The organism is Microcystis sp. LE19-8.1F (assembly GCF_027531715.1).
Taxonomy (GTDB): Bacteria; Cyanobacteriota; Cyanobacteriia; order Cyanobacteriales; family Microcystaceae; genus Microcystis; species Microcystis wesenbergii_A.
The window spans coordinates 14356-38987 of the sequence record NZ_JAPZSO010000133.1; the positions used below are offsets into that span (position 1 = coordinate 14356).

General features: G+C 43.4%; 20 protein-coding genes and 1 tRNA gene. 11 read left to right on the forward strand and 10 right to left on the reverse strand.

Annotation, left to right across the window (positions count from 1 at the left end):
• The first annotated feature begins 19 nt into the window (after positions 1 to 19).
• Positions 20 to 274, forward strand: coding sequence for a DNA cytosine methyltransferase (locus O9334_RS13100; RefSeq protein ID WP_079208643.1), 255 nt, complete (start codon positions 20 to 22; stop codon positions 272 to 274).
• On the opposite strand, the gene O9334_RS13105 is transcribed toward O9334_RS13100, so the two are convergent.
• Both O9334_RS13105 and O9334_RS13110 read right to left on the reverse strand, forming a co-directional pair.
• Complete coding sequence (locus O9334_RS13105; RefSeq protein WP_012265925.1) at positions 232 to 432, reverse strand: hypothetical protein; 201 nt, start codon at positions 430 to 432, stop codon at positions 232 to 234. The genes O9334_RS13100 and O9334_RS13105 overlap by 43 nt on opposite strands.
• A gap of 10 nt (positions 433 to 442) precedes the next feature.
• Positions 443 to 670, reverse strand: coding sequence for a type II toxin-antitoxin system RelE family toxin (locus tag O9334_RS13110; RefSeq protein ID WP_287701552.1), 228 nt, complete (start codon positions 668 to 670; stop codon positions 443 to 445).
• Between the two features lie 409 nt (positions 671 to 1079).
• On the opposite strand from O9334_RS13110, the gene O9334_RS13115 reads away from it, so the two are divergent.
• The 4 genes from O9334_RS13115 (at position 1080) to O9334_RS13130 (ending at position 7126) form a co-directional block, all read left to right on the forward strand.
• Complete coding sequence (locus O9334_RS13115) at positions 1080 to 4547, forward strand: type ISP restriction/modification enzyme (RefSeq protein WP_288000484.1); 3468 nt, start codon at positions 1080 to 1082, stop codon at positions 4545 to 4547.
• Positions 4548 to 4578: 31 nt separating this feature from the next.
• The gene (locus tag O9334_RS13120) at positions 4579 to 4863 is read left to right on the forward strand and encodes a hypothetical protein (protein ID WP_288000485.1); all 285 of its coding nucleotides are present in this window, start codon (positions 4579 to 4581) and stop codon (positions 4861 to 4863) included.
• Between the two features lie 271 nt (positions 4864 to 5134).
• Positions 5135 to 6961, forward strand: a complete 1827-nt coding sequence (locus tag O9334_RS13125; RefSeq protein ID WP_288000486.1) for a peptidoglycan DD-metalloendopeptidase family protein — start codon at positions 5135 to 5137, stop codon at positions 6959 to 6961.
• A 91-nt stretch (positions 6962 to 7052) separates the two neighbouring features.
• Positions 7053 to 7126 (forward strand) — tRNA-Met (locus tag O9334_RS13130).
• 804 nt (positions 7127 to 7930) lie between these two features.
• Here the strand turns inward: O9334_RS13130 and O9334_RS13135 are convergent.
• Entirely contained in the window at positions 7931 to 8104 is a 174-nt protein-coding gene (locus O9334_RS13135) for a hypothetical protein (RefSeq protein WP_002748305.1), read from the reverse strand.
• A 164-nt stretch (positions 8105 to 8268) separates the two neighbouring features.
• Between O9334_RS13135 and O9334_RS13140 the strand changes: the two genes are divergently transcribed.
• Positions 8269 to 9366 carry a pentapeptide repeat-containing protein gene (locus tag O9334_RS13140; RefSeq protein WP_288000487.1) on the forward strand — a complete coding sequence of 366 codons (1098 nt, stop codon included), beginning with the start codon at positions 8269 to 8271 and terminating at the stop codon, positions 9364 to 9366.
• A 566-nt stretch (positions 9367 to 9932) separates the two neighbouring features.
• On the opposite strand, the gene O9334_RS13145 is transcribed toward O9334_RS13140, so the two are convergent.
• Positions 9933 to 11141: an RNA-guided endonuclease InsQ/TnpB family protein gene (locus tag O9334_RS13145; protein WP_288000489.1), complete on the reverse strand. Its 1209-nt coding sequence runs from the start codon at positions 11139 to 11141 to the stop codon at positions 9933 to 9935.
• Positions 11142 to 11481: 340 nt separating this feature from the next.
• Between O9334_RS13145 and O9334_RS13150 the strand changes: the two genes are divergently transcribed.
• Both O9334_RS13150 and O9334_RS13155 read left to right on the forward strand, forming a co-directional pair.
• A complete protein-coding gene (locus O9334_RS13150) occupies positions 11482 to 12207 on the forward strand; it encodes a 2-phosphosulfolactate phosphatase family protein (RefSeq protein WP_190381813.1) in 726 nt (241 codons plus the stop codon).
• Positions 12208 to 12511: 304 nt separating this feature from the next.
• Complete coding sequence (locus O9334_RS13155) at positions 12512 to 13750, forward strand: bifunctional folylpolyglutamate synthase/dihydrofolate synthase (RefSeq protein WP_190381814.1); 1239 nt, start codon at positions 12512 to 12514, stop codon at positions 13748 to 13750.
• On the opposite strand, the gene O9334_RS13160 is transcribed toward O9334_RS13155, so the two are convergent.
• The 5 genes from O9334_RS13160 to O9334_RS13180 form a co-directional block, all read right to left on the reverse strand.
• A complete protein-coding gene (locus tag O9334_RS13160; RefSeq protein WP_045361899.1) occupies positions 13733 to 15322 on the reverse strand; it encodes a DUF3352 domain-containing protein in 1590 nt (529 codons plus the stop codon). The two genes, O9334_RS13155 and O9334_RS13160, sit on opposite strands and share 18 nt — an antisense overlap.
• Before the next feature lie 175 nt (positions 15323 to 15497).
• Complete coding sequence (locus O9334_RS13165) at positions 15498 to 16646, reverse strand: quinone-dependent dihydroorotate dehydrogenase (protein WP_045361897.1); 1149 nt, start codon at positions 16644 to 16646, stop codon at positions 15498 to 15500.
• Positions 16647 to 16751: 105 nt separating this feature from the next.
• Positions 16752 to 17621 (reverse strand): J domain-containing protein, encoded by an 870-nt coding sequence (locus tag O9334_RS13170; protein WP_190381357.1) that lies wholly within the window; start codon positions 17619 to 17621, stop codon positions 16752 to 16754.
• Positions 17622 to 17818: 197 nt separating this feature from the next.
• A complete protein-coding gene (gene dnaK / locus O9334_RS13175) occupies positions 17819 to 19981 on the reverse strand; it encodes a molecular chaperone DnaK (RefSeq protein WP_190381356.1) in 2163 nt (720 codons plus the stop codon).
• 507 nt (positions 19982 to 20488) lie between these two features.
• The gene (locus tag O9334_RS13180) at positions 20489 to 21436 is read right to left on the reverse strand and encodes an RluA family pseudouridine synthase (RefSeq protein WP_288000493.1); all 948 of its coding nucleotides are present in this window, start codon (positions 21434 to 21436) and stop codon (positions 20489 to 20491) included.
• Between O9334_RS13180 and O9334_RS13185 the strand changes: the two genes are divergently transcribed.
• Positions 21425 to 21556: a hypothetical protein gene (locus O9334_RS13185; protein ID WP_288000494.1), complete on the forward strand. Its 132-nt coding sequence runs from the start codon at positions 21425 to 21427 to the stop codon at positions 21554 to 21556. The genes O9334_RS13180 and O9334_RS13185 overlap by 12 nt on opposite strands.
• A gap of 453 nt (positions 21557 to 22009) precedes the next feature.
• Here O9334_RS13185 and ndk read toward each other — a convergent pair whose 3' ends face one another.
• Complete coding sequence (ndk, locus tag O9334_RS13190; RefSeq protein WP_045361886.1) at positions 22010 to 22459, reverse strand: nucleoside-diphosphate kinase; 450 nt, start codon at positions 22457 to 22459, stop codon at positions 22010 to 22012.
• A 690-nt stretch (positions 22460 to 23149) separates the two neighbouring features.
• Here ndk and O9334_RS13195 point away from each other — a divergent pair.
• Positions 23150 to 23788 (forward strand): histidine phosphatase family protein, encoded by a 639-nt coding sequence (locus O9334_RS13195; RefSeq protein ID WP_045361880.1) that lies wholly within the window; start codon positions 23150 to 23152, stop codon positions 23786 to 23788.
• A gap of 49 nt (positions 23789 to 23837) precedes the next feature.
• Entirely contained in the window at positions 23838 to 24482 is a 645-nt protein-coding gene (locus O9334_RS13200; protein WP_002759710.1) for a histidine phosphatase family protein, read from the forward strand.
• Positions 24483 to 24632: the final 150 nt, after the last annotated feature.

Sequence of the window (24632 nt, forward strand, 5' to 3'; positions counted from 1 at the left end):
TTGATGTCATAATTTGGCAATGACAAACGAAAAACTCAGATTTATCGATCTTTTTGCTGGTATTGGAGGATTTAGATTAGCTTTCGAGAGCGTTGGTTATGACTGTGTATATTCTTGTGAAATAGACGAAAACTGTCGAAAAGTAGGAAAACGAGCCGGATTTAGAGATACAAGGGGAACTCTATTTTTTCCCATCTGCGAAATAGTAGAATTAAAGCAAGATACAAGCAATCAATCAATATTTAGCATCTTCTTAACCTCATCTAGAGAATAAGTTTGACTATCTTTTTCTTCTTCTTTTGCCTGTATTAAATCTTCCAAATCCTCTAAGTCTTCTAAGATTTCTTTAATTTTCATAAACTCCTCATAAGTTAAAACAGCAAATTCTTTTTTGCCATTTTTGATTAAGAATTCAGGATGTAATTCAATCATTGTTTTCTCCTTAATTTAATTGTAGATATTTTAAAGTGATTTCTTCAACCTCAAATAGAATTCGATAGTTACCCACCCTTAAGTGATAATTAGGCGTAAAATTCTTTAATTGCTTGACATCTCCTTGTAAATTATCCTTCATTGCTTCAATTTTAGCCATAATCCTAGTCCGATCTTGAGAAGAAAGTTTTTCTAAGTCTTTGATAGCTTTAGGCTTGAATTGAATTTGATATTTCACATTATACCTCTTGCATAAATCAGAGAAATTGAAGATTTCTAATTTTGGATTTTGGATTGAGGGATTTAGGACTTTTACCAGAGATCTATTAATTGTACCTCCATCAGGTTGAGGTGGGCTATCAAGCTCAAATAAAACAGCTTATAGTGATGGGGAAACCCCACTTATATATTATGTTCCAAGGCAGAGCCTTAGAACAAGCAGTAGTAGGACAAAATTAACTTCTTGGTTAGCACAGACACCCATGCACTCAGACAAGAGCCTTTGAGGGTTCAAAAACGGCACAAATAAGGATTAAATAGCATAAAATATGTAAATAGACTACTTAGTTAATTATTATTCATTCCTAATTCTCCTAACGACCGACTCCTAACCCTAACAACAATTTTTGATTTTTACAACACTCCTAATGAATCCCCTCGTTAATTATTTTCGCAACCTGCACGAAATCCACTCCTCCCAAGCAGCCGTAAAAGAAACCTCCTACTACGGCACTCTTGAAACTCTCCTTAACGAAATCGGTAAAACCCTAAAACCGCGAGTCCGCTGCATTATCAACCTCAGAAATCAGGGTGCGGGATTGCCGGACGGGGGACTTTTTAACGTCGATCAATTCCCCAAAAATCAAGAATTAGAACCTTTTACGGCGATTTTTCCCGAAAGAGGCGCGATCGAGATTAAGGGAACCAAAGAAGATATCAAAAAAATCGCCGCCAGCGAACAAGTACAAAAATACTGGCAAAAATACGGTCAAGTATTAGTCAGCAATTATCGCGATTTTCTGCTCATCGGTCGCAATAGCCAAGGTCAACCGGTGGAATTAGAAGCCTATAGTTTAGCCCCGTCAGAAGCCGAGTTTTGGCTAAAAACCTCAAATCCATCCAAATTTGCCGCCGAACACGGTGATAGCCTCTTAGAATACCTAAAGAGAGTGCTTTTACAGGCGGCTCCTATCACCTCACCGGCCGATGTTGCTTGGTTTCTTGCTTCCTATGCGCGGGACGCAAAAGCACGCTTAGAACATCATTCCGATCTTCCCGCTCTGGCCAATATTCGTCAAGCTTTAGAAAATGCCCTAGGTATCAAATTTGAACGGGAACAGGGAAATAAATTTTTCCGTTCTACCCTCGTGCAAACCCTCTTTTATGGTTTATTTTCCGCTTGGGTATTATGGCACAAGCAAAACCTCAATCGCGAGGATAAAGAGGATAAGTTCGATTGGAAATCCGCAGCCCACCATCTCCATGTTCCCATGTTAGCGATCCTATTTGAGCAGATCGCCGCACCGAGTAAGTTAAAATCTTTGGGATTAGTAGAAGTTTTGAATTGGACGGGTGCAGCTTTAAATCGAGTGCGACGAGAGGAATTTTTTCGTCAATTCGATGAGGGACAAGCGGTACAGTATTTCTATGAACCATTTTTGCAAGCTTTTGATCCCGATTTACGCAAAGAATTGGGAGTTTGGTACACTCCTCCGGAAATTGTTCGCTATATGGTAGCGCGAGTCGATCGAGTTTTACGAGAAGAATTAAATATCGAGGACGGTTTAGCTAATCCCGATGTTTATATTCTCGATCCTTGCTGTGGAACCGGTGCTTATTTAGTCGAGGTTTTGCGCTATATTACCGATACTTTACAGGAAAATGGCGCGGGTGCTTTAGCCATGGCTTTGGTGAAAAAGGCAGCCATAGAAAGAATTTTCGGTTTCGAGATTTTAACCGCTCCTTTTGTCGTCGCTCATCTACAATTAGGTTTATTCCTGCAAAGTTTGGGTGTACCTTTAATAGAAGATAGTGAACGGGTGGGGATTTATCTGACTAATGCTTTAACCGGTTGGCAACCTCCCGATGAGGAAAGTAAACAGAAAATTCAACAGCTACAATTGAGTTTTCCGGAGTTAAATAAGGAACGAGAGGCAGCTGATGAAGTTAAGCGCGGTAAACCGATTTTAGTTATTCTCGGTAATCCTCCCTACAATGCTTTTGCTGGAACCAGTCCCGCAGAAGAAGCAGGTTTAGTGGAAGTGTATAAACAGGGTTTAATCTCCGATTGGGGGATTAAAAAGTTTAATTTGGATGAGTTATATGTGCGCTTTTTTCGTTTAGCGGAAAGATGTATTTCAGAAAATACCGGTAAAGGGGTTGTTTGTTATATTTCTAATTTTTCCTATCTCGGTGATCCTTCTTTTGTGGTGATGCGTCAAAGATTTTTACAAGAATTTGATCGTCTTTGGTTTGATTGTCTCAATGGGGATAGTCGCGAAACAGGAAAGTTAACCCCTGAAGGTAATCCCGATCCTAGTGTTTTTTCTACTCAATACAATAAGGAAGGGATTCGAGTCGGGACAACTATCGGACTAATGGTAAGAAAGGAAGTAAGGAATAAAAATGTTGATGTCTATTTTCGCCATTTCTGGGGAGTTGCTAAACGAGAACAGTTATTAGATAGTTTAAATAATCAAGATTTTGATTCTTTGTATCAAGTCTCTAACCCAGAACAATCTAATCGTTATTCTTTCCGTCCCTCCGATGTTTCCTCTCACTATTTAGCATGGCCAAAGTTAACAGATTTATGTAAAATAATGCCTTTCAATGGACCAGTAGAAAGGAGAGGTAATTCTTTAATTGTCTATAAGACAGATCGTAATCAACTGGAATTAATCGAATTATATTTAGACCCCAATAAAACCGATCAAGAGATAGAAGCTATAGCCCCTCGTTGGATGAAGTCTTCAGGTGAGTTTAAAGCCGAAAAAAGCAGAAAAGCAAAGTTGAGAGATAATGTTAGTTATAAACCAGATAAAATAATTCCCTATCCTTTTAAGCCTTTTGATATTCGCCTAGCCTATTTAGATAGTGAAATTCAACCTCTTTTTTCACGTCCCAGTCCTGAATTATTAGCACAAAAAGAGATTATTTTAAATTCGTTTTTAATATCTCGTGATACTGCGGATAAATCTCCAGAAGGTTCTCCATTTTATTTTTCTAAGTTAGTTTGTGACTATGATTGTATATCTGGACACGCAAGACATTTTCCAATTTTACTTAAACCCGAAAGTAAGCAAAAAACACAAAAATATTCAAAGCAACTATTCAATACACAAGAATTTATCGACACCACTCTAACAGCCAATCTTTCAGAAAAATCTCGTCAATACTTAAATGAACTGGGTATTAATAATCTTGATGAAAATATCGAGAATGCCTCCTTAATTTGGCTGCACTCGTTAGCGATTGGGTACTCCCCCTTGTATCTTGGGGAAAATGCCGACGGTATTCGTCAAGACTTCCCAAGGATTCCCCTTCCCAATAGCCAAGAATTATTAATTAAATCTGCCCAACTAGGACAATTGATCGCCTCTCTTTTAGACACAGAAAACCCCGTTATAGGAGTCACCAAAAAACCGACCCCTGCACTGCAAAAAATCGCCTTGATTTCCTGCACTGATGGGGGAAATTTAAACCCAGATAAGGGGGATTTAATTATTAACCTCGGTTGGGGACACGGGGGTAAAAATGGCGTGACAATGCCGGGTAAAGGAAAAGCGATCGCCAGACAATATACAACCGCAGAAATGAGCGTAATTAGCCCAGAAATGCGAAAATTATTAGGAACGACCACCTATGATATTTATCTCAATGATCGAGCCTATTGGCAAAATATACCGGCCCAGGTTTGGGAATATACCATCGGGGGTTATCAAGTCATTAAAAAATGGCTAAGTTATCGCGAGGAAAAATTATTAGGACGGGGATTAACTATCGCAGAAGTGCAGGAAGTCAGCGAGATGACTAGAAGAATTACTGCGATTATTCTCCTAGAATCAGACCTAGATGATAACTACCAAAATATCAAAACAGCCGTGTATTCTTTTTAATTAGGGTTGGCTGATTAAATCTAAAAACCTTGTGGGAGGCGAAATTTTGACTTTTTCCCTGAAAATCGGTAAAATCCCACACCCCACACCCTACACCCTACACCCCACACCCCACACCCCACACCCCACACCCACGAAAAACTTTTTGCCGCAAACCCTAATTATTGCCCCCCCAATAGCTATCGTTGCTCTTTTCGAGCAGCGAATCATTAATAATTTCTTTCTAAACGGCAAAACCGATAAAAAATTTCTATCAAAAAACTGGCAAAAATTGGCAAGACGAAAAATGCTGATCAGCTTGGAACATCTGAGATAGAGCATCGTCAATCTGGACATTCAAAATGTCACCAACTTGCCGTGATCCCGGTGCTAATGGTCAGAGGGAGACTTGCATGATTTCAAAATCTAAGTTAATCTCTCCTAAAAGTCACCTTTAGGTATTTTGACTAAAAAGTAAAGTTGTCTAACTTCTACTCTAGCCTCAAGGCTAATGCTGAAAGCTAGAATCATCGGCTCAATCGACTGGCTCTAGCTAACTCTTTACACCACAGGAGGTCTGTTTGAAAGAGACTTTTATCCACCACCCCATGACATCCGCTACCCCAGAACAGAATTGCACCGCTGAGTCTAACCGAGTCCGTTACTCAGCTGCCCTGCTGGGATTAGCACTCTCTCTGGGAGTACCTAGCATTCTCAACTCCACCTCAGAATCAGCCCAGGCCGCCAATTCTCTACCCTTGGCATGGGAAGTGATCGACCTGTCCCAAAAAGCCAAGGATGCGGGTAAAAAACTCAAAGAACCGCAGATAATCCAATCCCAAGCACTTGCTACCGTCAAATTCATCGCCACATCAGTAGTTGAGCATCAGGTAAAACCGGGAGAATCCCTGTGGAGTTTAGCCGACACCTATCAAACCACCCCCACAGCGATCGCTACCCGCAATAATCTCTCCCCCCATTCCGATCTGATTATCGGACAAACCTTAAAAATTCCCACTCCTGAGCAGTTGCCCCCGGCAGCCCCGGCAGCAACTCCTGAGCAGTTGGATAGTTCCTCTGCTAGTCTCCGTCAAACCCGTCAACGTCTCCAAGAAAGTTTGGCCGCCTTACGGACCGAGGAAACCCCCCATCAGTCCAATTCTGGGGAAACGGTAATCGTTACCGAAACTACCGCTCTCGTTCCCGATAATTCGCCAACTAGCGTCGAGATTCCCGTTATTGCTCCCGAAGAATCCCCCCGACCAACCGGCCAGGTGATCCCGATTCCCGTTCCCACCCCTGAAAGCGATCGCCCGATAGCCACAATTCCCCTTAATCCTCCCTTGACAAGCAGACCGGAAATTCCCAGCGTCACCCTAGGAAATCCGGCTCCTGTTAATGAAATTCCCGCCGTTCCGACCCCTCGCGTCATAGTTCCCCCAGAAAACCAAGTTTATCGGGTTCGGCCCGGGGATACCTTAAACACGATCGCTCGCGCTCTCGGCATCACCCCCGCCGAATTAGCTAGGGAAAACGGCATTGACAACCCCAACCGGATTAAAGTCAATCAAACCCTAGTGGTTCCCGATCGCTCTGCCAACGCTAGAGTTAATCAAAATCTTACCCCCTTAGTCGGCGATCGCCCTAGGTTGTCTTTTAACCCCAGCAATCGACAAAATCCGCCCGCGGAAACTGCCACCACGGGGACGGAAGAATTCCCCGAAAATATCACCGGCAGCTATCGGGAAAGATTGCGCCAAGAGGTGGCTAATCTGCGGGAAACTAACCTTTCGGAAACCCAGAAAAGTATCGCTATTCCCGTCGATAATCCCACAGAAACCCTCGATGAGCCGCAAATAACCCCTAATCCCCAATGGACTGCCCTTCGTTCGCGTTCTAACCAAAGCACCCCCCCACAGATTATCGGTTCGGCTCCTACCAATGTGGAAGAATATAATGACCGCCTACGAATTCCCGTCGGCGAAACCGTAGAACCTTCCCTTCCTCCCCTCGCTAATCCCGATGAGCATTTACCTAATCCCGCCCCCATTTTTACCGGCTTTATCTGGCCCACTAGAGGTGTGTTAACCTCCGGTTTCGGTTGGCGCTGGGGCAGACCTCATCGCGGCATCGATATCGCCGGTCCAGTGGGGACCCCGGTTGTGGCGGCGGCTGCTGGTGAAGTGATCACCTCTGGTTGGAATTCGGGCGGTTATGGCAATCTGGTGAAACTGCGTCACCCCGATGGTAGCGTCACTCTCTATGCCCATAACAGCCGTCTGCTGGTGCGTCGCGGCCAAACTGTTCAGCAAGGCGAGCCAATCGCCCACATGGGTAGCACCGGTTTTAGCACCGGCCCTCACCTACATTTTGAGGTTCACCCCTCCGGCCAGGGCGCAGTTAATCCCATGGCTTTCTTGCCAGGCAGACGTTAAAGAGGGCAAAAAAGGGAAGAAAAAATCTTCCCTTTTTTGCTCTTGTGCAATTGGGTGATTGTGTGTTATGATTGATAACTGTGTAAACAACGGCTTAGTAGCTCAGTTGGTCAGAGCAGGGGACTCATAAGCCCAAGGTCGGCAGTTCAAATCTGCCCTGAGCCATTCGATTGGGGTTTGGTTTGAAATTCTAAGTGGAGAATTTTGGGAATACAGAATTTTGCTTGAAGATTGTAAAAAAAAATATAAAGATTTCGCTTTTAGGGAGAAAATGTAGCTTAGGATACAATTTATCCCTGCTCACTTATAACTGTTCACCGAACAGAGCAAAATCTCCCCAACACCCGGCCCCCACTAACGCCCTTTTTTACTTCCTGGAAATTCGCACCCATAAGTAATGGGAAAGGACTTGACTTTGCCGGCGGCTTGCGCTATGCTTTTGTTATAATGGGAATCCGTGCAAATTTTTTTAAAACGCCAAGATTGCCATTATGAATAAAATCTTTTAAAAATATTATCGCAAAATCTGCCGACAAAAGCAAGCGAAATTTTGCCGATAATTGTTAAGTTTTGTATCTGGTTCCCCGGTTCTACCTGATAACTGTTCACCGGACACAGCAAAATCTCCCCAACACCCGGCCCCCACTAACGCCCTTTTTTACTTCCTGGAAATTCGCACCCATAAGTAATGGGAAAGGACTTGACTTTGCCGGCGACTTGCGCTATGCTTTTCTTATAATGGGAATCAGTGCAAATTTTTTTAAAACGCCAAGATTCCCATTATGAATAAAATCTTTTAAAAATATTATCGCAAAATCTGCCGACAAAAGCAAGCGAAATTTTGCCGATAATTGTTAAGTTTTGTTAACAAAGAAATACAGAGATCAGCAAGGTCAAAAAATCGAAATCCCTTGCTGATCCTGTTTGTCGCCTAAGCTATGATTAGGTTAGGCGAATTTTGCGCTTTGACTAATTGTTAGTGCTAACTTCCGTGGTTTCAACAATTGCCGTCGGTTGGCAGGGAGTAGGTTGAAATTTCTCTGGAAAAGAGAAGCCTAAAAATGATGCGATCGCAAATATGGTGCTGATAATTTTGGCAAGACTAACAACGTCTTCTCTGTACTTTAACCAATATTTATACATAATCATCAATCCTTTTACTTAGGAGGTGAACTATCTTTAGATTAAAAAAATTCTGATTATTTGTCGTTACTCAAAAGTCATGAAAATGGTACTTTTTTTTAGGTACTCTCAAGTAACCTGACAGGGTACTGAAAAGTAATCTTAAGTCCTGCAACCCTTAAAAAATGATGATAAATGAACTAAAAATGACTGAAATTAAAACCCTTTCATGGACTGAATTAGAAATGCTGGTTAATGATCTGAAAAAAAAGCATACAAACAAGGGATTAACAGACTTGGAGACAACAATATTAAGAGGTATTTTTGATGATAAAAAATATGCTGATCTAGCGGAAGAAATTAGTCAAGAAGAACAGTCAATCAAGAATGCGGCTCATAAGTTATGGAAAATCTTGTCAGAGCAAATGGGTGAAAAGATTGACAGTAACAATCTGATTACTGCTTTGGCAAGGTATAGAGATAATTCCCAGACATTTGCTCATAACAATAAACCGCAAACTCAGCAATCAGATAAAGTTTTTGAATTAGTTATTGAGGTAGGGATAGACGACCTGACACCAGAGAAAATTGATAAGATTAACAACCTTATTCAAAAAATCGCCAGAGACAACACGATCAAGCCTATTATGAAACTTAAAGGCAGTATTCGGCTATTTTTAGAAGGTTCAGAAGATGGACTACAGCGCCTAGCAGATTTACATCAATCGGGGGAATTGCAAGCCCTTCTCAATGAACTTAAATCAGACGATATACCCGAAATTATCGTCAAAAAAGCAGAGTTCACTACAGATGCAAAAGTTATTGAAAAAGACGAATTAATTAAGGCAATTCGAGAGGGAACAATCGATAAGACAACTCTACAACAAGTTGATTTAAGTGGGGCTATCCTGAGAAGGGTTGACCTGAGAAGGGCTGACCTCAGTGAAGCTGACCTCAGTGATGCTGACCTCAGTGATGCTATCCTGATTGAAGCTAACCTGAGTAAGGCTAACCTGAGTGGGGCTAACCTGAGTGGGGCTGACCTGAGAAAGGCTAACCTGAGTAAGGCTAGACTGAGTGCCGCATTATTAAAGCGATGGCCCGCAGGAGTAGGGAAACTGAGTAAGGCTAGACTGAGTGGGGCTAACCTGAGTGGGGCTGACGTTAAAAACGCTATCTTTATCGGTGCAACGGGGATCACCCGTGAACAAAAACAGGATTTAATTCGACGAGGGGCAATTTTTGGGGATACTTCTAACGATCGCAGTAAAGTATTAGTTTAAAACAGCCTTTGATCTCCACCTTCAGCAGAGATTTAGGTGGGGTTGGCTGAATAAATGTGAAATATAGACGAGACAAGGGGTTTAGGGGCCTGTTTAGCCAAGCAGCTGCAAGATTTTCAAGCTGGTGGCTCAAAAACCTTGTATCTTAACCAGCGATCGCTCCTACTTTTTCAGCCAACCCATAATTAATGGGAAAGGACTTGACTTTGCCGACGACTTGCGCTATGCTTTTCTTATAATGGAAATCTGTGCAAAATTTTTTCAAAAGCACAGATTCCCATTATGAATAAAATCTTTTAAAAATATTATCGCAAAATCTGCCGAGAAAAGCAAGCAAAATTTTGCCGATAATTGTTAAGTTTTGCTAACAAAAAAATACAGAAAGGTAAAAAAATCGAAATCTCTTGCTGATTTTGAAGGACGAAGCATTCGGACAATAACCTATCGCTGAAACCGTAGATTTTCTATCCGAATGCTTCGCCCCTACTTTTTCAGCCAACCCTAGGTAACTAGCTGACATCCATCGTGTTGACACTCCCATCGCGCTCATGCGAGGGATTCTTGGTTCACTGAGTTTCCTTAATCTGGCAGGACGTATCCAGCCAAACCAGAGGGAATCTCTCCCCAAGCGTATTAGTTTCGGTATGCCCTACCGTACTTAGTCCCTTTTTGAGAATATTGATAGCGGCGTTAATATCTCTATCTTCTACATAGCCACAATGGGGACAAGTATGGGTTCTCGTAGATAGAGATTTAGGGACTTTTTGACCACAATTAGAGCAATTTTGACTCGTGTTATGAGGCGGTACTGCTACCGTAGCCTTACCATATTTAAAACCAAAATATTCTAACCATTGTCGAAAAGTTGACCAAGCAACATCATTGATAGATTTAGCTAGTCTAGAGTTTTTTACCATGCCTTGAATATTTAAGTTTTCGTAAGCGATGAAATCGTTAGATTTAATGACGCGCAATGCCTCTTTTTCGACAAAGCCTTTACGTTGCCTACTTACTCTTAAATGCTTTCTAGCATATCTCTTTCTAGCTTTTTGGTAGTTGTTTGATTGGGGTTGACCTTTTCTAAACTTTTTAGATTTCTTCCGATTCAGTCGGTTTAATCTTTTTTCTGCCTGGCGATAGTATTGCGGTATTTCTACCGTTTCCCCATCACTATTAGCGTAGAAAACTTTTAAACCTACATCCAATCCCACACATCTTTTAGTCGGTTCTAGCGGTTTCGCATATTCCCGAATATCAACGCTGAGACAGAATTGGACATAATAACCATCTGCTCGTTTAACAATCCTAACTCGTTTAATTTGGTCAATAGGGTAAAAGTTTAAGTCTCTGGTTCCTTTTAGTTTAACCGTGCCAATGTTTTTCTTATCTGTGAAAGTGATTTTCTTTCTATCCTCCGATAATTTCCATCCGGAGTTTTTATATTCCACAGAACGATTATTTTTCTGAAACTTGGGATAACCCTTTTTACCTTTAACCTTTTTCTTACAATTGTCATAGAAACGAGCAATAGCTGACCAAGCTCGTTCGGCCGATGCTTGTCTAGCAGTAGAATTTAGAGTATCGACAAACTTGAACTGTTTAGCGAGAACTGCACAATATTTATTGAGAGAATATTTATCGATTTTGTCTTCTCTCTTGGCATCCATCCAAAGCCTTAAAGCCTTATTACGGATGAATTGTACTGTACGAATAGCTTCATCAATGGCAGAACACTGACTTGGTTTAACCACGGCTTTCATTTCTAAGACAATCATTGTTTATCGACCTCAAACAACTTATTTTATTCTAACCTGTAGAGCATCGGATTATCAAGATTTTAGTGAACACTGAGATTGTCGAAATTTGAACACTGAGATTTTACATTGAGCCTTTACATTGAAGCCCCTCGAAATGTGTCGAAATGTCGTGCTTCGTGTCACTGAGCTTGTCGAAGTGCTGTTTTGTAATGGTCGGGGTTTCATCCCGTCTCTAAAAGCGAGGGTCTTTACCCCGACATCTGTGATAAAATCGGCCTTGTCTTTCTTCTGCCAGCGCAACGCCGAGCGGCGGTATGTTGAGCTTATTTCCCCTTTTACTTTTTACTTGGTATAAATCGTGCAGGTTTTCATTTATCACACTCCCGAACTTACCCCCGTCCATACTCTACCCGATTGCGCCGTCGTTATCGATGTTTTAAGAGCGACAACCACGATCGCCACTGCCCTCAATGCCGGTGCAGAAGCAGTGCAAACCTTCAGCGATCTGAAAACCCTGATGCAGGTGAGCGATACCTGGCAACCAGAAAAACGTCTCCGGGCAGGAGAAAGAGGCGGCGCGAAAGTGGAAGGCTGCGATCTGGGCAATTCTCCCCTCGATTGTACCCCTGATTTAATGAAAGGTCGTCGTCTGTTTATCAGCACCACTAACGGCACTCGCGCTCTGCAAAGAGTGGAAGAATCCCCGATCGTGATCACTGCGGCTATGATCAATCGGCAAGCTGCGGTTAATTACTTATTGGATAGGCAGCCCGAAACCGTCTGGATTGTTGGCTCTGGTTGGGAAGGGGGTTATTCTTTGGAAGATACGGCCTGTGCTGGAGCGATCGCCGATGCGCTACAAGAACAATCGGGGCAAATGGCGATCGGTAATGATGAGGTTATCGCCGCAATCGCTCTTTATCGTCAATGGCAAAATGATCTTTTAGGAATGTTCCACAGTTGTAGTCACGGTCAGCGCCTCTTGCGTCTCCACTGTCAAGAAGATTTAAAATACTGCGCTAATATTGACTCTCTTGATGTTTTACCGATCCAAAAAGAACCGAGCATTTTAGTCAAACTTTAGACATTATCACCCAGAGAAAGGGTCCTCCGTGCCGGTAGGAGTATCGATCCTAGCCGGATTCCTTTATTTAGGGTCTGCTGAATAAATCTAAAAACCTTGTTGGATAAAACTTTTAGACCTTTTTGAAATCCAAAAGTGCCTCGTCTGAGAGTGATCAGGGGGAAAATTCAGGTACTTTTTCCCTGAAAATTAGGTAATTGAGCAGATGAAAATCGGTAAAACCCTACACCCCACACCCCACACCCCACACCCTACCCCCACCGAAAAACTTTTTGCCGCAAACCCTATTTATAGTTTGCCAACCATGACTATCGATTCTTTACTGCAACCTTTTCAGCGTTTTGGTGTCAATCTCGGTTTAGAAAGAATAAAAAATCTGCTGGAGATTTTAGGCAATCCCCAAGATAAAATTCCGATTATTCATGTCACAGGAACTAATGGCAAAGGTTCGGTTTGTGCCTATCTATCCTCTATTCTCAGCACCGCTGATTACAAAGTCGGACGTTATATTTCTCCCCATTTAATTGATTGGACAGAAAGAATCTCTATCAATGGCGAAAATATTGAAACCGCGACTTTAGAAAACCTGCTTAAATATATAAAATCGCTTATCGATCCCCAGCAGGAAAGTCCTACTCAATTTGAGGTAATTACTGCCGCTGCTTGGCTGTATTTTGCCCGGGAAAAGGTGGATATTGCCGTGATGGAAGTGGGTTTAGGAGGAAGATTAGATGCGACTAATGTCTGCGCTCAACCTTTAGTTACTGTCATCACTTCTATTAGTCGGGAACATTGGCAAAATTTAGGACCGACGGTTGCCGATATTGCTGGCGAAAAAGCGGGGATATTAAAAGCGAATTGTCCCGCAGTTATCGGACAATTACCGGAATCAGCGCAGGGAGTAGTTAGGGAGAGAATCAAGCTGTTAAATTGTCCGACGGTATGGGTAGAAGCTGCCGAAAAAATTGCCGATAATCGGGCTAAATATCAAGGGTTGGAATATCCTTTATCCTTAGCGGGAGATTTTCAACTAACTAATTCCGCTATAGCGATCGCTGTTGTTAATATTTTACGTCAGCAAGGTTGGCAAATTAGCGATGAAGTCGTGCAAGAAGGAATGGCAAAAACTCGCTGGTTAGGACGTTTACAAACCGTTAGTTGGTGTCAGCGAGAAATTTTAATAGATGGCGCTCATAATCCCGCTGCTGCTATTGGTTTAAGGCAGTATGTAGATAGTTTAAAGGCTCCAAAAATTATCTGGGTGATGGGTATTTTATCGACTAAAGATCATCGAGAAATATTCCAAGCTTTATTAAGAAAAGGCGATAGTTTATATTTAGTTCCTGTCCCAGATCATAGCAGTGCCAATCCTGAAACCTTAGCGGAATTAGCGGCTTCAATTTGTCCAGAATTATCTCACCTAGAGACTTGTTCCGATGTATTTTTAGGACTAAAAAAAGCAATCCAAGAATCTGCCGATAGTCAGATAATTCTCTGTGGATCGCTTTATCTAGTCGGTTACTTTTTAGGGAGTTTGCTTTAGGGAAAATAAAACATCAATTTTACTGGTGGTTTTATCAGGCATAGTGGCAGTAATTCCGATCCCGCGTACCGATTCTAAAAAGGCCTTTGCTTCCGGGGTTAATTCCGTGGCCGGAAGATTATTAATTCCCCCTGCTTTAGCGATAATTTGCTCCACATCGATGAAGAAATAACCGAGATTATTTTTAGGCAAATTTGCGATCGATGCTTGGAAATTCTCACTTTGGCTAATCGGTTGATTCGGTTGGGGTTGATAGGGAATTCCGACGGTCATTTTTAGGGTATCATTATTAGGCCAAGCATAGGTTAAAATCGCTTGTTCTTCCGCTTTCCATTCAGTCACATTTTGACCGGAAATTTGACTGTTTTTTATGGTGATAAAGGGAAAAGTTTTTACCAATTGATTTAACTTATCGAGGGTAGTTTTTGCCGCTTTATAATCGCCGGTTTGCCAGATCATCATTCCCCCAAAACCTAACCCTCCCAGCGCTTGCTGGTTGGGGATAATTCCGAAGGCAAATTCTCGATCCATCCAGTTAAAAACTTCTTTATCCGCGTCAAGAGTTGCCATCTGAAAATTCTCACGGATCTGACGCAGAAAAACTTGTAATTCTGGGTTAGTTTGGGACTGTTTTTCTGCTTCTTCCCATCCCTGTTTAAGATTATTACCACTCCAAAGTGCGATGGTATCTCCGGGTAAATAATTTAAAACTTGATTTCTGCTGGGGGAAGGTAGATTAGAAATAGTTTCAGGGGCAAGTTTAGCCACCATTTGTAATTGTAATCCCGTATCGGTGACACCCACTCCCGCGACAATATCCTTAATTTTTGCTAATTCTTGCCGACTTTGGGGAGATAAATTAGCATCTGCTCCCAAGATTTTGGCATAATCATCGATATAAATTGTTGCTAGGGTATTGGGTAGGTTGAGGGATTGGGAAAGCAGTTTTCTCACTTCCGGTTTACTGCTAAAAGATGGCTGTCCTCGGTAGGTATTGATCGCCGATTCTAACACCTTTTTATCGTAGGATATCAACAAAAAATCGCCGGTAACGGCAGTATAAATGGTGGTGTTATCCTGCCAATCTATAGCAGTAATTTTAATATCTTTGTAGTCACTGGTGCTAGTTTTGCGATTAACTTGTTGTCCTAGTTTTTTCTCGAATTCCGACGCTTTAATTTTATCTTTGATCCCGATAACCGTTAATAATCCCGATTGTCCGGGAGTAGCTGCGGGAAGGAAAGCAAAGCTGATACTACCGATCCAAGGTTCGATATCCCGTTGATAATTAATCTTATCGGTGAAAATATTTTTTTGTAATTCTTCTAGTCCTTGACTAACCGCAGTTCGCGATTCTGGTGTACCATATTTAGCTAACACTGACCAAGCTTTTGCATCCGTGGAGACAAAACTACTAGCGAAGGCAGTTTCTGGGATAACTTTTGCCGATTCTAAGGGGGTGAATCTTTGCCAAGGTAGTTGTCCTCGTAGATAAAGATAGACACCTCCTGCGGTTACTGCTGTTAGTCCTAAGACGACTAAACAACCGGGTAAAAATGATTTTTTTGACATATAATTGTGGTTTGGTTAAAAAGTTCAATACTTGGCGATCAATTTTTATCTAGCTGTAGTCTCTAGATCAGTTCTATTGTAGTTATCTTAATTATATTATCTTATCCCCAAAGGGAACAGATAACATTTTAGCTAATTTTTCCGACATTCTTGCTAATTACCGGAGAAAATTGGCTCATTCTTGGTTAGCCTGCCAACCCACCGCTTGATTAATATTAGTCAACCCATTGGCCTCTAATTTTTCTGTTAATCCTTGTAAAATATTTGATACTAGCCAAGGTCCCTGATATAACCAACCAGTATAAATCTGTAATAAACTCGCACCGGCGGTCATTTTTTCCCAAGCATCATCGAGAGAAAAAATGCCTCCCACTCCAATTATCGGTAAATTGCCTTGGGTTTGCCGATAGATAAAACGGATCACTTCCGTGGCACGTTCCCGCAAAGGTTGCCCACTAATTCCCCCTGCTTCTTCAGTGATTGGTTTACCAGTTTCAGGCAGAATTGTAGTTTTTAATCCCGTGCGTTTAGTGGTGGTATTAGTAGCGACAATTCCGGCTAACTGATAGGAGAAAGCTAACTCAACAATCGTTATGATATCTTCCCATTCCAAATCGGGAGAAATTTTCACTAATAGGGGTTTTCTGCCTTGATTTTCTGTTTGTAAAATGTCGAGGATTTTATCGAGTTGTTCACCACTTTGCAGGGAACGCAAACCGGGAGTATTGGGAGAACTAACATTAACGACAAAATAATCAGCATGGGGGAATAAATAGCGAAAACTGCCTAAATAGTCCTCCGGGGCCTTTTCTAGGGGCGTATTTTTCGATTTACAGAGGTTAATGCCGATGGGAATCTGTCGGGGTTGTCGTTGCCAAGATTGCTGGAGAGTTGCCGCTAGAACCGGCGCGCCGAGGTTATTTGCTCCCATACGGTTTAATCCAGCCAAATCTTCCGGTAAACGAAATAATCTCGGTTTTGGGTTGCCCGGTTGCCCTTCTAGGGTGACAGCACCCACCTCGGCAAAACCAAAGCCGAAACTAGGCCAAAGTCCTGCCCCTAAACCGTCTTTATCGAATCCTGCCGCTAATCCGACGGGATTGGGGAAATTTAACCCCCAGAGGCTTTGAGATAGGCGAGAATCGCTAAAACTGAGGGATTCTGATAATTGTGAGATTAACCATTGTCCCCAAAATTCCCCTCGCGAGCGATCGATTTTTTGCAGAGTATTTAATAATTGTTTTTGTGTTCCCTCTAAATTGCCCCGAATAGCCTTGAAAGCTAGAGGATAAAAGGGTTTAATTGTATCAATTATATTTGTCATAAGAAGACAGGAATTAGGGGTTGGAGAATTATTAAGTATTTAATGACTAAAGTGATCAAGTTTTTATTAACTAAATTTGCTTTCCCTATTCTCCACTCCCCAAGACTATAAACCTTGACGAGGATTAAAAGTTTCAATCGCCCGTATTTTTTTATAAAGTTCTAATTCTTCAGGGCTAGGATAGGGAGGATTAACTAATTGAATTTCCACTAATTGATCGCCCCTTTCTCCTTGGAAATTTGGATAACCTTTATTAGCCAAACGTAATCTTTGACCGCTTTTAACTCCATTAGGAATCATCATTTTAACTAAACCGTCAATGGTAGGAATTTCCACAAAACCGCCCACAATTGCCTCGCTAGGAGTAATCGGTACTTGACAGACAATATCAGAACCTTGAATCCTAAAAAAAGGATGCCTAGCGATAGTTATTTTTAAATATAAATCACCCCCTTCAAGACCCTGACCTTTGAGACGAATTTTCTGCCCATCGATCATGGCTGCTGGCATATCAACCTCAATCGAACGGCCATCTTCCAGACGAATTCTTTGTCTACCACCTTGATAAGCTTTCTCCAACGGTAAAGTCAATTTCGCCTCCACATCTCGACGATTTAAACGGGTAGAGGAGGTAATTTTAGCGCGTTTAGCATTAGCGTTATCTTTAAACTTCCATAAATCCTCTTCTGTACGGGGTGCTTTCCCATCACCGCCACTATTCCCTTTTTCCCCCGCACGCTTCTCACTGCGCTTATTCTCCTTGAAGGTACTATTATACTCAATTCGCCTTTGTTCATCGGAGAGAACATGATAGGCTTCATTAAGATCTTTGAATTTTTCCTCTGCGGATCTATTCCCCGGATTGAGATCGGGGTGATATAGGCGCGCCAGTCGTCGAAAAGCCTTTTTGATCTCGTCACCAGTAGCCGTGCGAGATACTCCTAAAACATCATAATAATTAACTAATTGTGGCATATATTCAGTTATCAGTTATCAGTTTTCAGTTTTCAGTTTTCAGTTATCAGTTTTCAGTTTTCAGTTATCAGTTATCAGTTATCAGTTATCAGTTTTCAGTCAATAGTATTAAGCGATAAGCTCGGAGCTGCTTTTCACTGTTTACTGCTCACTGTTCACTGCTCACTGTTTACTGCTCACTGTTTACTGCTCACTGATTAGAACCAATCGTCATCATCATCATCCCAGTTATTTTGGGAGGGAATATTGCGGGAACGATTGCCGCCGCTGCGGTTACTTTTACTATTGTTATAACTTTTTTCCTCCGAAGGGGGGGGACTTGGCCAATCGCTATCGCGGCCATTATAGTAATTGTCCTGACCGCGGGGACGATAACTATCTTGATTAGCCGAATAATTGGGTCGATAATCACTTTGATAACCCGGTGTACCCGGACGATAATCCTGACGATAACGATCGCGGCGCGGTTCGGAGGGAAGATCATCTTCCTTGTCCCCGGTAAAAGTCTTGCGAATAGCGCTAAAAAAGCCCTCATCTTCCTCGTCGTATTGTAGCCGTACCTCGCGATTTAATTCATAGATAACATCCTGTAGGTCCGCTTGGGCGCGATCGATGCGACGGTCATCATTTTTCTCCAAAGCGTCGATAATTTCCGTACTCAAAGACTCAATTTGACGACGATAGGAACGGGTAAACTCATTACCAAAATCGAGAGTAACATCTTTTAAGCGTCGTTGGGATTGATCCACCAGAGAGCGGGCGCGATTGCGTTTATCGACCTTTTCGCGACGGGTACGATCTGCTTCCGCAAATCGGGCAGCATCGCCGATCATGCGGTTAATTTCCCCTTCGCTGAGGGTAGAAGCGCCTTGAATGGTGACACTTTGCTCCCGTCCGGTCATTTTATCCCTAGCGGTGACTTGTAGAATACCGTTAGCATCGATATCGAGGGACACCTGCACTTGCGGAATACCCCGGGGTGCGGGGGGAATACCGGTTAATTTAAAACGTCCCAAGGATTTATTATCGCTGGCCATTTCCCTTTCCCCCTGCAAAACGTGAATTTCCACCACAGTTTGATTATTTTCGGAAGTGGAAAAAAGGTCAGATCTGCGGACGGGAATAGTGGTATTGCGGGGGATTAACTTTTTCATCACACCGCCGATGGTTTCTAAACCCAAGGATAAAGGGGTCACATCGAGGAGCAGCACGTCTTTGACCTCGCCGCCCAAAATTCCCGCTTGAATAGCCGCCCCGACCGCTACAACCTCATCAGGGTTAACATTTTGATTGGGTTCCCTATCGATAAAACTCCGCACTAAATCCTTCACCACCGGCATCCGCGTGCCGCCGCCCACCAGTACCACTTCATCTAGTTGGACGGGGGACAAACCGGCATCAGAAAGGGCCCGTTTGAGAGGACGACGGAGACGACTGATTAAATCGCCGCATAATTCCTCAAATTGGGCCCGACTCAGGCGAGTTTCAATGTGTTTTGGTCCGTCTTCCGTGGCGATGATAAAGGGTAGATTAATATCGGTGACACTGACCCCAGACAGTTCTATTTTGGCTTTTTCTGCCGCTTCTGTCAGTCTTTGTAGTGCTTGCCGGTCTTGGCGCAGCTCCACGCCTTCCTGTTCCAAAAATTGATTGGCTAACCAATCGACGATTCTTTTATCGAAATCATTACCGCCTAATTGGGTGTCGCCACTGGTGGCCTTCACCTCAAAAACGCCGTCACCTACTTCCAGGATAGAAACATCAAAAGTACCGCCCCCCAGGTCAAAAACGAGGATTTTCTTGCTTTCCTGTTCATCGAGACCGTAGGCTAGGGCGGCGGCGGTGGGTTCGTTGAGAATCCGCATCACTTCTAACCCCGCGATTCGGCCCGCATCCCGGGTGGCTTGACGTTGGGAGTCGTTAAAATAGGCGGGGACGGTGATTACGGCCCCGGTCACTTCTTCCCCTAGATAACGGCCGGCTTCTTCGGCTAATCGGCGTAAAACTAGGGCGGAAATTTCTTCGGGGGCGAATTCTTTTTGCAGACGGGGGCATTTAATTTTGATATTGCCCATCTCATCCCGGCGGATGGTGTAGGGGACGCGCTTCGATTCGGGGTTTAATTCCGTGTAGCGACGACCTATGTAGCGTTTGACTCCATAGTAGGTGTTTTGGGGATTGAGTACCCCTTGTCGCCGGGCCATTTGACCGACCACTAACTCCCCATCTTTATTAAAACCGACCACAGAAGGGGTGGTTCTCATGCCCTCCGAGTTGGCGATGACCACTGGCTTTCCGCCTTCCATCACGGCGACGACGGAGTTAGTTGTTCCTAGATCAATGCCTACTACTCTACCCATGCTTGTTTTTGTCTCCCCCTAGATTTCGATAACTTCGGGACTTTTACCTTCGATCGATAGTTTAAATCGCTTAATGCTTGTTGACAATATTGTATCGAATTGTCTTAGGTTCTCGCTCTCGCTTCGGGGGGATTGAGGGCGTGATTACCGAAGTGGTCTTTTAGCGACTCTGGCGATCCGGCTTGGGGGGTTTTAAATAGGGTCTGCGGCAAAAAGTTTTTCCTGGGGGCAGGGTGTGGGGTGTAGGGTGTGGGGTGTAGGGTGTGGGGTGTGGGGTTTTACCCATTTTCAGACGGTCAATTACCTAATTTTTAGGGAAAAAGTCCCGGAATTTTCGCCCCGATGACTCCCGTCTGGCACTTTTTGAGGTCAAAAAAGTCTAAAAGTCTTATCCAACAAGGTTTTTAGATTTGTTCAGCCAACCCTAAATATTGCTAGATTTGGAGATTTGCGCTCTTAAACCTCTTGCAAAAGTCAAAAAGTAATCAATCCTGATGCTGAAAGCATCTATTCTTCTTTCTGTTGCCTGTTGCCTGTTGCCTGTTGCCTGACTTCTGCAAGAAGTCTATTGACTAATTCGGGTGGCGGCTGACAGGAAATAGAGATTATTCTGCCCGTACTGGGATGATTAAAAAGGATTTGATTGGCATGGAGATAATAACCACAATCTCCCGGGACTGCATCCGGTCGCGGTAATCCTCCCAGACCATACAAGGGATCACCGATTAAGGGATAGCCAAAAAAGGCCAGATGAATGCGAATTTGATGGGGTCTGCCCGTAAAAATTTGTACTTCTAATAGGGTACTATCGGGATGTTTTTTTAAGACTCGACCATCGCTGCGGGCCGATAACCCATCTGTGAGCGCACCGTAAACGTAGCCTAAAATGGGATGGGCGATTTTCCCGATCGCTTGATTAATAGTAAAATTATCCGGTATGTCGCCCTGACCCACTAAAGCTCGATATATTTTGGTAATTTTCCCCTCTCGCATCTGTTGACTCAATTTAGCTCTGGCGGGCTTTGATTTCGCCATTAAGACTATGCCCGAAGTGCCGCGACCAAGACGATGAATTGGATAGGGAGTGACCTCGGTATAATGCTGATGTACCAAATGGATAAGAGTATGTTCGAGAAATCCACCCCCCGCTAACACCGGTAATCCCGAAGGTTTCGCCACCACTAACACCTCGGCATCCTCGTAGAGTACCTCAAAAAAGAGCGGTACATCCGGTTCTGTCCAAGGCGGGCGCTGATAGGTCAATTGCTGCCCGATTTCTAAGACTGTATCGGGGCAAGCGGGACGACCGTTGACTAGAATTGCTCCTGATAAAATGCGATCGAGCCATTCTTCTGGGCTAGAATGGGGATATTTGCCCGTATAGTAAGCTAATAGGCTTAATCCTGCCTGATTTTTGCTAATTTTATCTCGATAAATCCAACCTTGATTGGCCATTGGGGAAGTGGGTGTGGGGTGTGGGGTGTGGGGTGTGGGGTGTGGGGTGTGGGGAGAATAAATAAAAAAGTCTCCTATCTCCTGAATACTGACGACCGACTCCTGACTCCTGACTTCTAACCCAATCTTCGACAAAGATAAGCAAAAATTATTTATTGACTCCAAAAGCTTGAGAATATTTAAATTAACATTCCGCAATATTTACAAATTCTTAAGAATTAATTGAGAAAGATTTTTATTTAACAACGATGTTACAATGGTAACAGCGATTTTACTGAATTTCACAATGGGTTGTTCTGTGCTTTTTGGGGCAGCAATCGTTGAAACCCTTGCCACACCTACAAGGTAATCCCAATTCAGACAGGTAAATCAGTCAATTTCACCCACAACGATGATCTTTTTTTTGTGTAGTTTTATTGCAAAAAAAAAGTTTTTTTGACAAAAAGCACAAAGTATGCAGGGGTAGTTCTTGCAGAGTGGGGAGAAGGGAGAAGGAAGTAAAACAATCTCCTGTCTCCTGATCCCTGAACACTGACTCCTATCTCCTGACTCCTAACGGCTTCAAGTGGGGATTTACTCTACCACCCAGGGAGTGATGGCGGGAGTCCAATTAGCCAATTCTGCATCGCTAAACCAGAGACTAACTTCATCTTTGGCGGTATCTGGGCCATCGGAACCATGGATAAGATTGCGTCCGACACTAATGCCAAAATCACCGCGAATCGTACCCGGTTCAGCATTGAGGGGATTAGTGGCGCCAATAATTTTTCTAGCGGAGGCAATTACTCCTTCTCCTTGCCAAACCATGGCCACCACGGGGGAGGAGGTAATAAAATCGACCAACGAAGGGAAAAAGGGTCGTTCTTTATGAACAGCGTAGTGTTTTTCCGCTAATTCGCTAGAAACCTGCATCATTTTCAACCCAACCAGCGTAAAACCTTTAGTTTCAAAGCGTTGAATAATTTCCCCCACCAGATTGCGCTGCACACCGTCGGGTTTAATCATTAAGAAAGTGCGTTCCATACTGCCTCTTAAAATTTAGCCATAAATTGTCACAAAACCCAGATTAACCCGGAATGGCATCCTAGAGAAGGGCAGAATTTTCGCTTAAATTGCTGAGTTAGCTTGCCGTACGATTTAGCTAACCTTGGCAGGGTTTGGCCAACTTTCCCCGCAGCAATTAAGCTGCCCGCGCATTTAAATTGCTTGTTGAGACGAGGCAAGAGGCACTCTTGCAAGAGGCAACAGTAAAGGGATTGGGGGAGATTCGGCTAATCTTAAGAATAAGCGCTTTAAATGCGTCTTAGCTTATTACCGGTTAACTGTAACAGTTTAGTTAAGTAGTCATGCAAAATAAATTTCCTAGTGAAGACAGGCAAGAGGCAATAGGCAAGAGGCAAAAGCTTTATCGAAGTGTGTAATTAATTTTGCTTAGGTACTTAGATGTATCTCCTGACCTATAGTCTAAATATAGTGGTAATTTAGAGAATTACCGAGAAAAAAAGGGGAAAAAGGATGATTTCTCCAGATAAAGACGGGGTGCATCTCAATTTTGCAGAAATATCTATATTGCATTTTGGGCGCGGGCGATGCGGCCTTACTATTGGGAAAATAATATGATTGTAGCGGCGAATTGCCTTCGCCCTCATTTAATAACTTCTGCTTATCAGTATAAGTGGGAGAGAGTCACAAATATTGAGATGCACCCAAAAGATGAGTCTAAAACTTTACTTTTTGCGTCATGGCGAAACCACAGCCAGTCAAGCGGGTAGTTTTTGCGGTCGATTAGACTTGCAACTAACCCCGGCTGGCGATGAAATGGCCAAGGATTTCGCTCTTGCCTATCGAGATGTGCCTTGGACAGGGATCTATTCTAGTCCCCTCAAGCGCACCCTAGCCACCGCCACCCCTTTAAGCGATCTCTTGGCTATTCCCATCCACAAACGGGAAGGATTAAAAGAGATTGCCTACGGCCAATGGGAGGGAAAAACCGCAGCCGAGGTTAATCGGGAGTTTCATGATGATTATGTGCGCTGGTTAGCAGATCCGGGCTGGAATTCTCCCACGGGGGGCGAAAAAGGCATCGATATCGCTCGCCGCAGTTCGGAAGTATTAGAGGAAATCGACCATAATCACGATGATGGCCATATTTTGATCGTTTCCCATAAAGCAACGATCCGAATCATGTTATGTTCTCTTTTAGGCATTGATATCGGCCGTTATCGCGATCGAATTGCCATGCCCGTGGCCTCGGTAACGATCGTCGAATTAGCCGAACACGGTCCCCTCTTTCAAGTTATAGGCGATCGCTCTCACCTCCGCAATGACCTGCGCTCGCGAGCGGGAACCTAACCAGTCAAAAGTAACCAGGTAAGCCCCGGATTTGGTCTGCTGAAAAACTATGTGCTTGATGTTATATTTTCTGCGACACGGACAAACGGCCTATAGCAAAACGGGAGGATACTGTGGTACTCCAGAAAATGACCCCGGTTTGACTGCCGAAGGCATCGAAATGGCGGAGGAATTCGCCGATGTCTATCGTTCTTTACCTTGGCGCGCAGCCTACGTCAGTCCCCTACAAAGAGCTATTCAAACCGCTAAACCCCTCTGTGAAGCGGTAGGACTGAAATTAGAAATCCGCCAGGGATTACAAGAGATCGGTTATGGTCTTTGGGAAGGTATGCACCCCAACGATATCGATCGTCAATATCATGATCTCTATGTACGTTGGTTGACGGATCCGGCTTGGAATGCTCCCCCCAACGGGGAAAGGGGTATCGATATAGCCCGTCGTTCCGCAGCCGTTTTGGAGGAAATCGAACACACCCACAGTGATGGCAATATCTTGATCGTTTCCCACAAGGCCACCATCCGGATCATGCTCTGTAGTCTGATGGGTATTGATGTGGGCCGTTATCGCGATCGATTTGAAATGCCCGTGGCCGCTGTCAGTATTGTTGAATTAGGCAGTCGTGGCCCGCTTTTCCATGGCATCGGTTTACGTTCCCACCTCAGTGAGTACCTGCGTTCTCTCCCCTGCACCTAATCAGTTATCAGTGATCAGTTATCAGTTATCAGTGATCAGTTATCAGTGATTCAGTTATCAGTGATCAGATGTCAGTTTTCATACTCAATCCGGTTATTAAAAACTGATTATCTATTCCCTCTTTTGCCTTTTGCCGTTCGGCTGAGCTCA

Coding starts and splice junctions, on each gene's coding strand:
- O9334_RS13100 (WP_079208643.1), top strand. CDS start 20: ATGACAAACGAAAAACTCAGATTTATCGATCTTTTTGCTGGTATTGGA.
- O9334_RS13105 (WP_012265925.1), bottom strand. CDS start 432: ATGATTGAATTACATCCTGAATTCTTAATCAAAAATGGCAAAAAAGAA.
- O9334_RS13115 (WP_288000484.1), top strand. CDS start 1,080: ATGAATCCCCTCGTTAATTATTTTCGCAACCTGCACGAAATCCACTCC.
- O9334_RS13125 (WP_288000486.1), top strand. CDS start 5,135: ATGACATCCGCTACCCCAGAACAGAATTGCACCGCTGAGTCTAACCGA.
- O9334_RS13135 (WP_002748305.1), bottom strand. CDS start 8,104: ATGTATAAATATTGGTTAAAGTACAGAGAAGACGTTGTTAGTCTTGCC.
- O9334_RS13140 (WP_288000487.1), top strand. CDS start 8,269: ATGATGATAAATGAACTAAAAATGACTGAAATTAAAACCCTTTCATGG.
- O9334_RS13145 (WP_288000489.1), bottom strand. CDS start 11,141: ATGATTGTCTTAGAAATGAAAGCCGTGGTTAAACCAAGTCAGTGTTCT.
- O9334_RS13155 (WP_190381814.1), top strand. CDS start 12,512: ATGACTATCGATTCTTTACTGCAACCTTTTCAGCGTTTTGGTGTCAAT.
- O9334_RS13160 (WP_045361899.1), bottom strand. CDS start 15,322: ATGTCAAAAAAATCATTTTTACCCGGTTGTTTAGTCGTCTTAGGACTA.
- O9334_RS13165 (WP_045361897.1), bottom strand. CDS start 16,646: ATGACAAATATAATTGATACAATTAAACCCTTTTATCCTCTAGCTTTC.
- O9334_RS13170 (WP_190381357.1), bottom strand. CDS start 17,621: ATGCCACAATTAGTTAATTATTATGATGTTTTAGGAGTATCTCGCACG.
- dnaK (WP_190381356.1), bottom strand. CDS start 19,981: ATGGGTAGAGTAGTAGGCATTGATCTAGGAACAACTAACTCCGTCGTC.
- O9334_RS13180 (WP_288000493.1), bottom strand. CDS start 21,436: ATGGCCAATCAAGGTTGGATTTATCGAGATAAAATTAGCAAAAATCAG.
- ndk (WP_045361886.1), bottom strand. CDS start 22,459: ATGGAACGCACTTTCTTAATGATTAAACCCGACGGTGTGCAGCGCAAT.
- O9334_RS13195 (WP_045361880.1), top strand. CDS start 23,150: ATGAGTCTAAAACTTTACTTTTTGCGTCATGGCGAAACCACAGCCAGT.
- O9334_RS13200 (WP_002759710.1), top strand. CDS start 23,838: ATGTGCTTGATGTTATATTTTCTGCGACACGGACAAACGGCCTATAGC.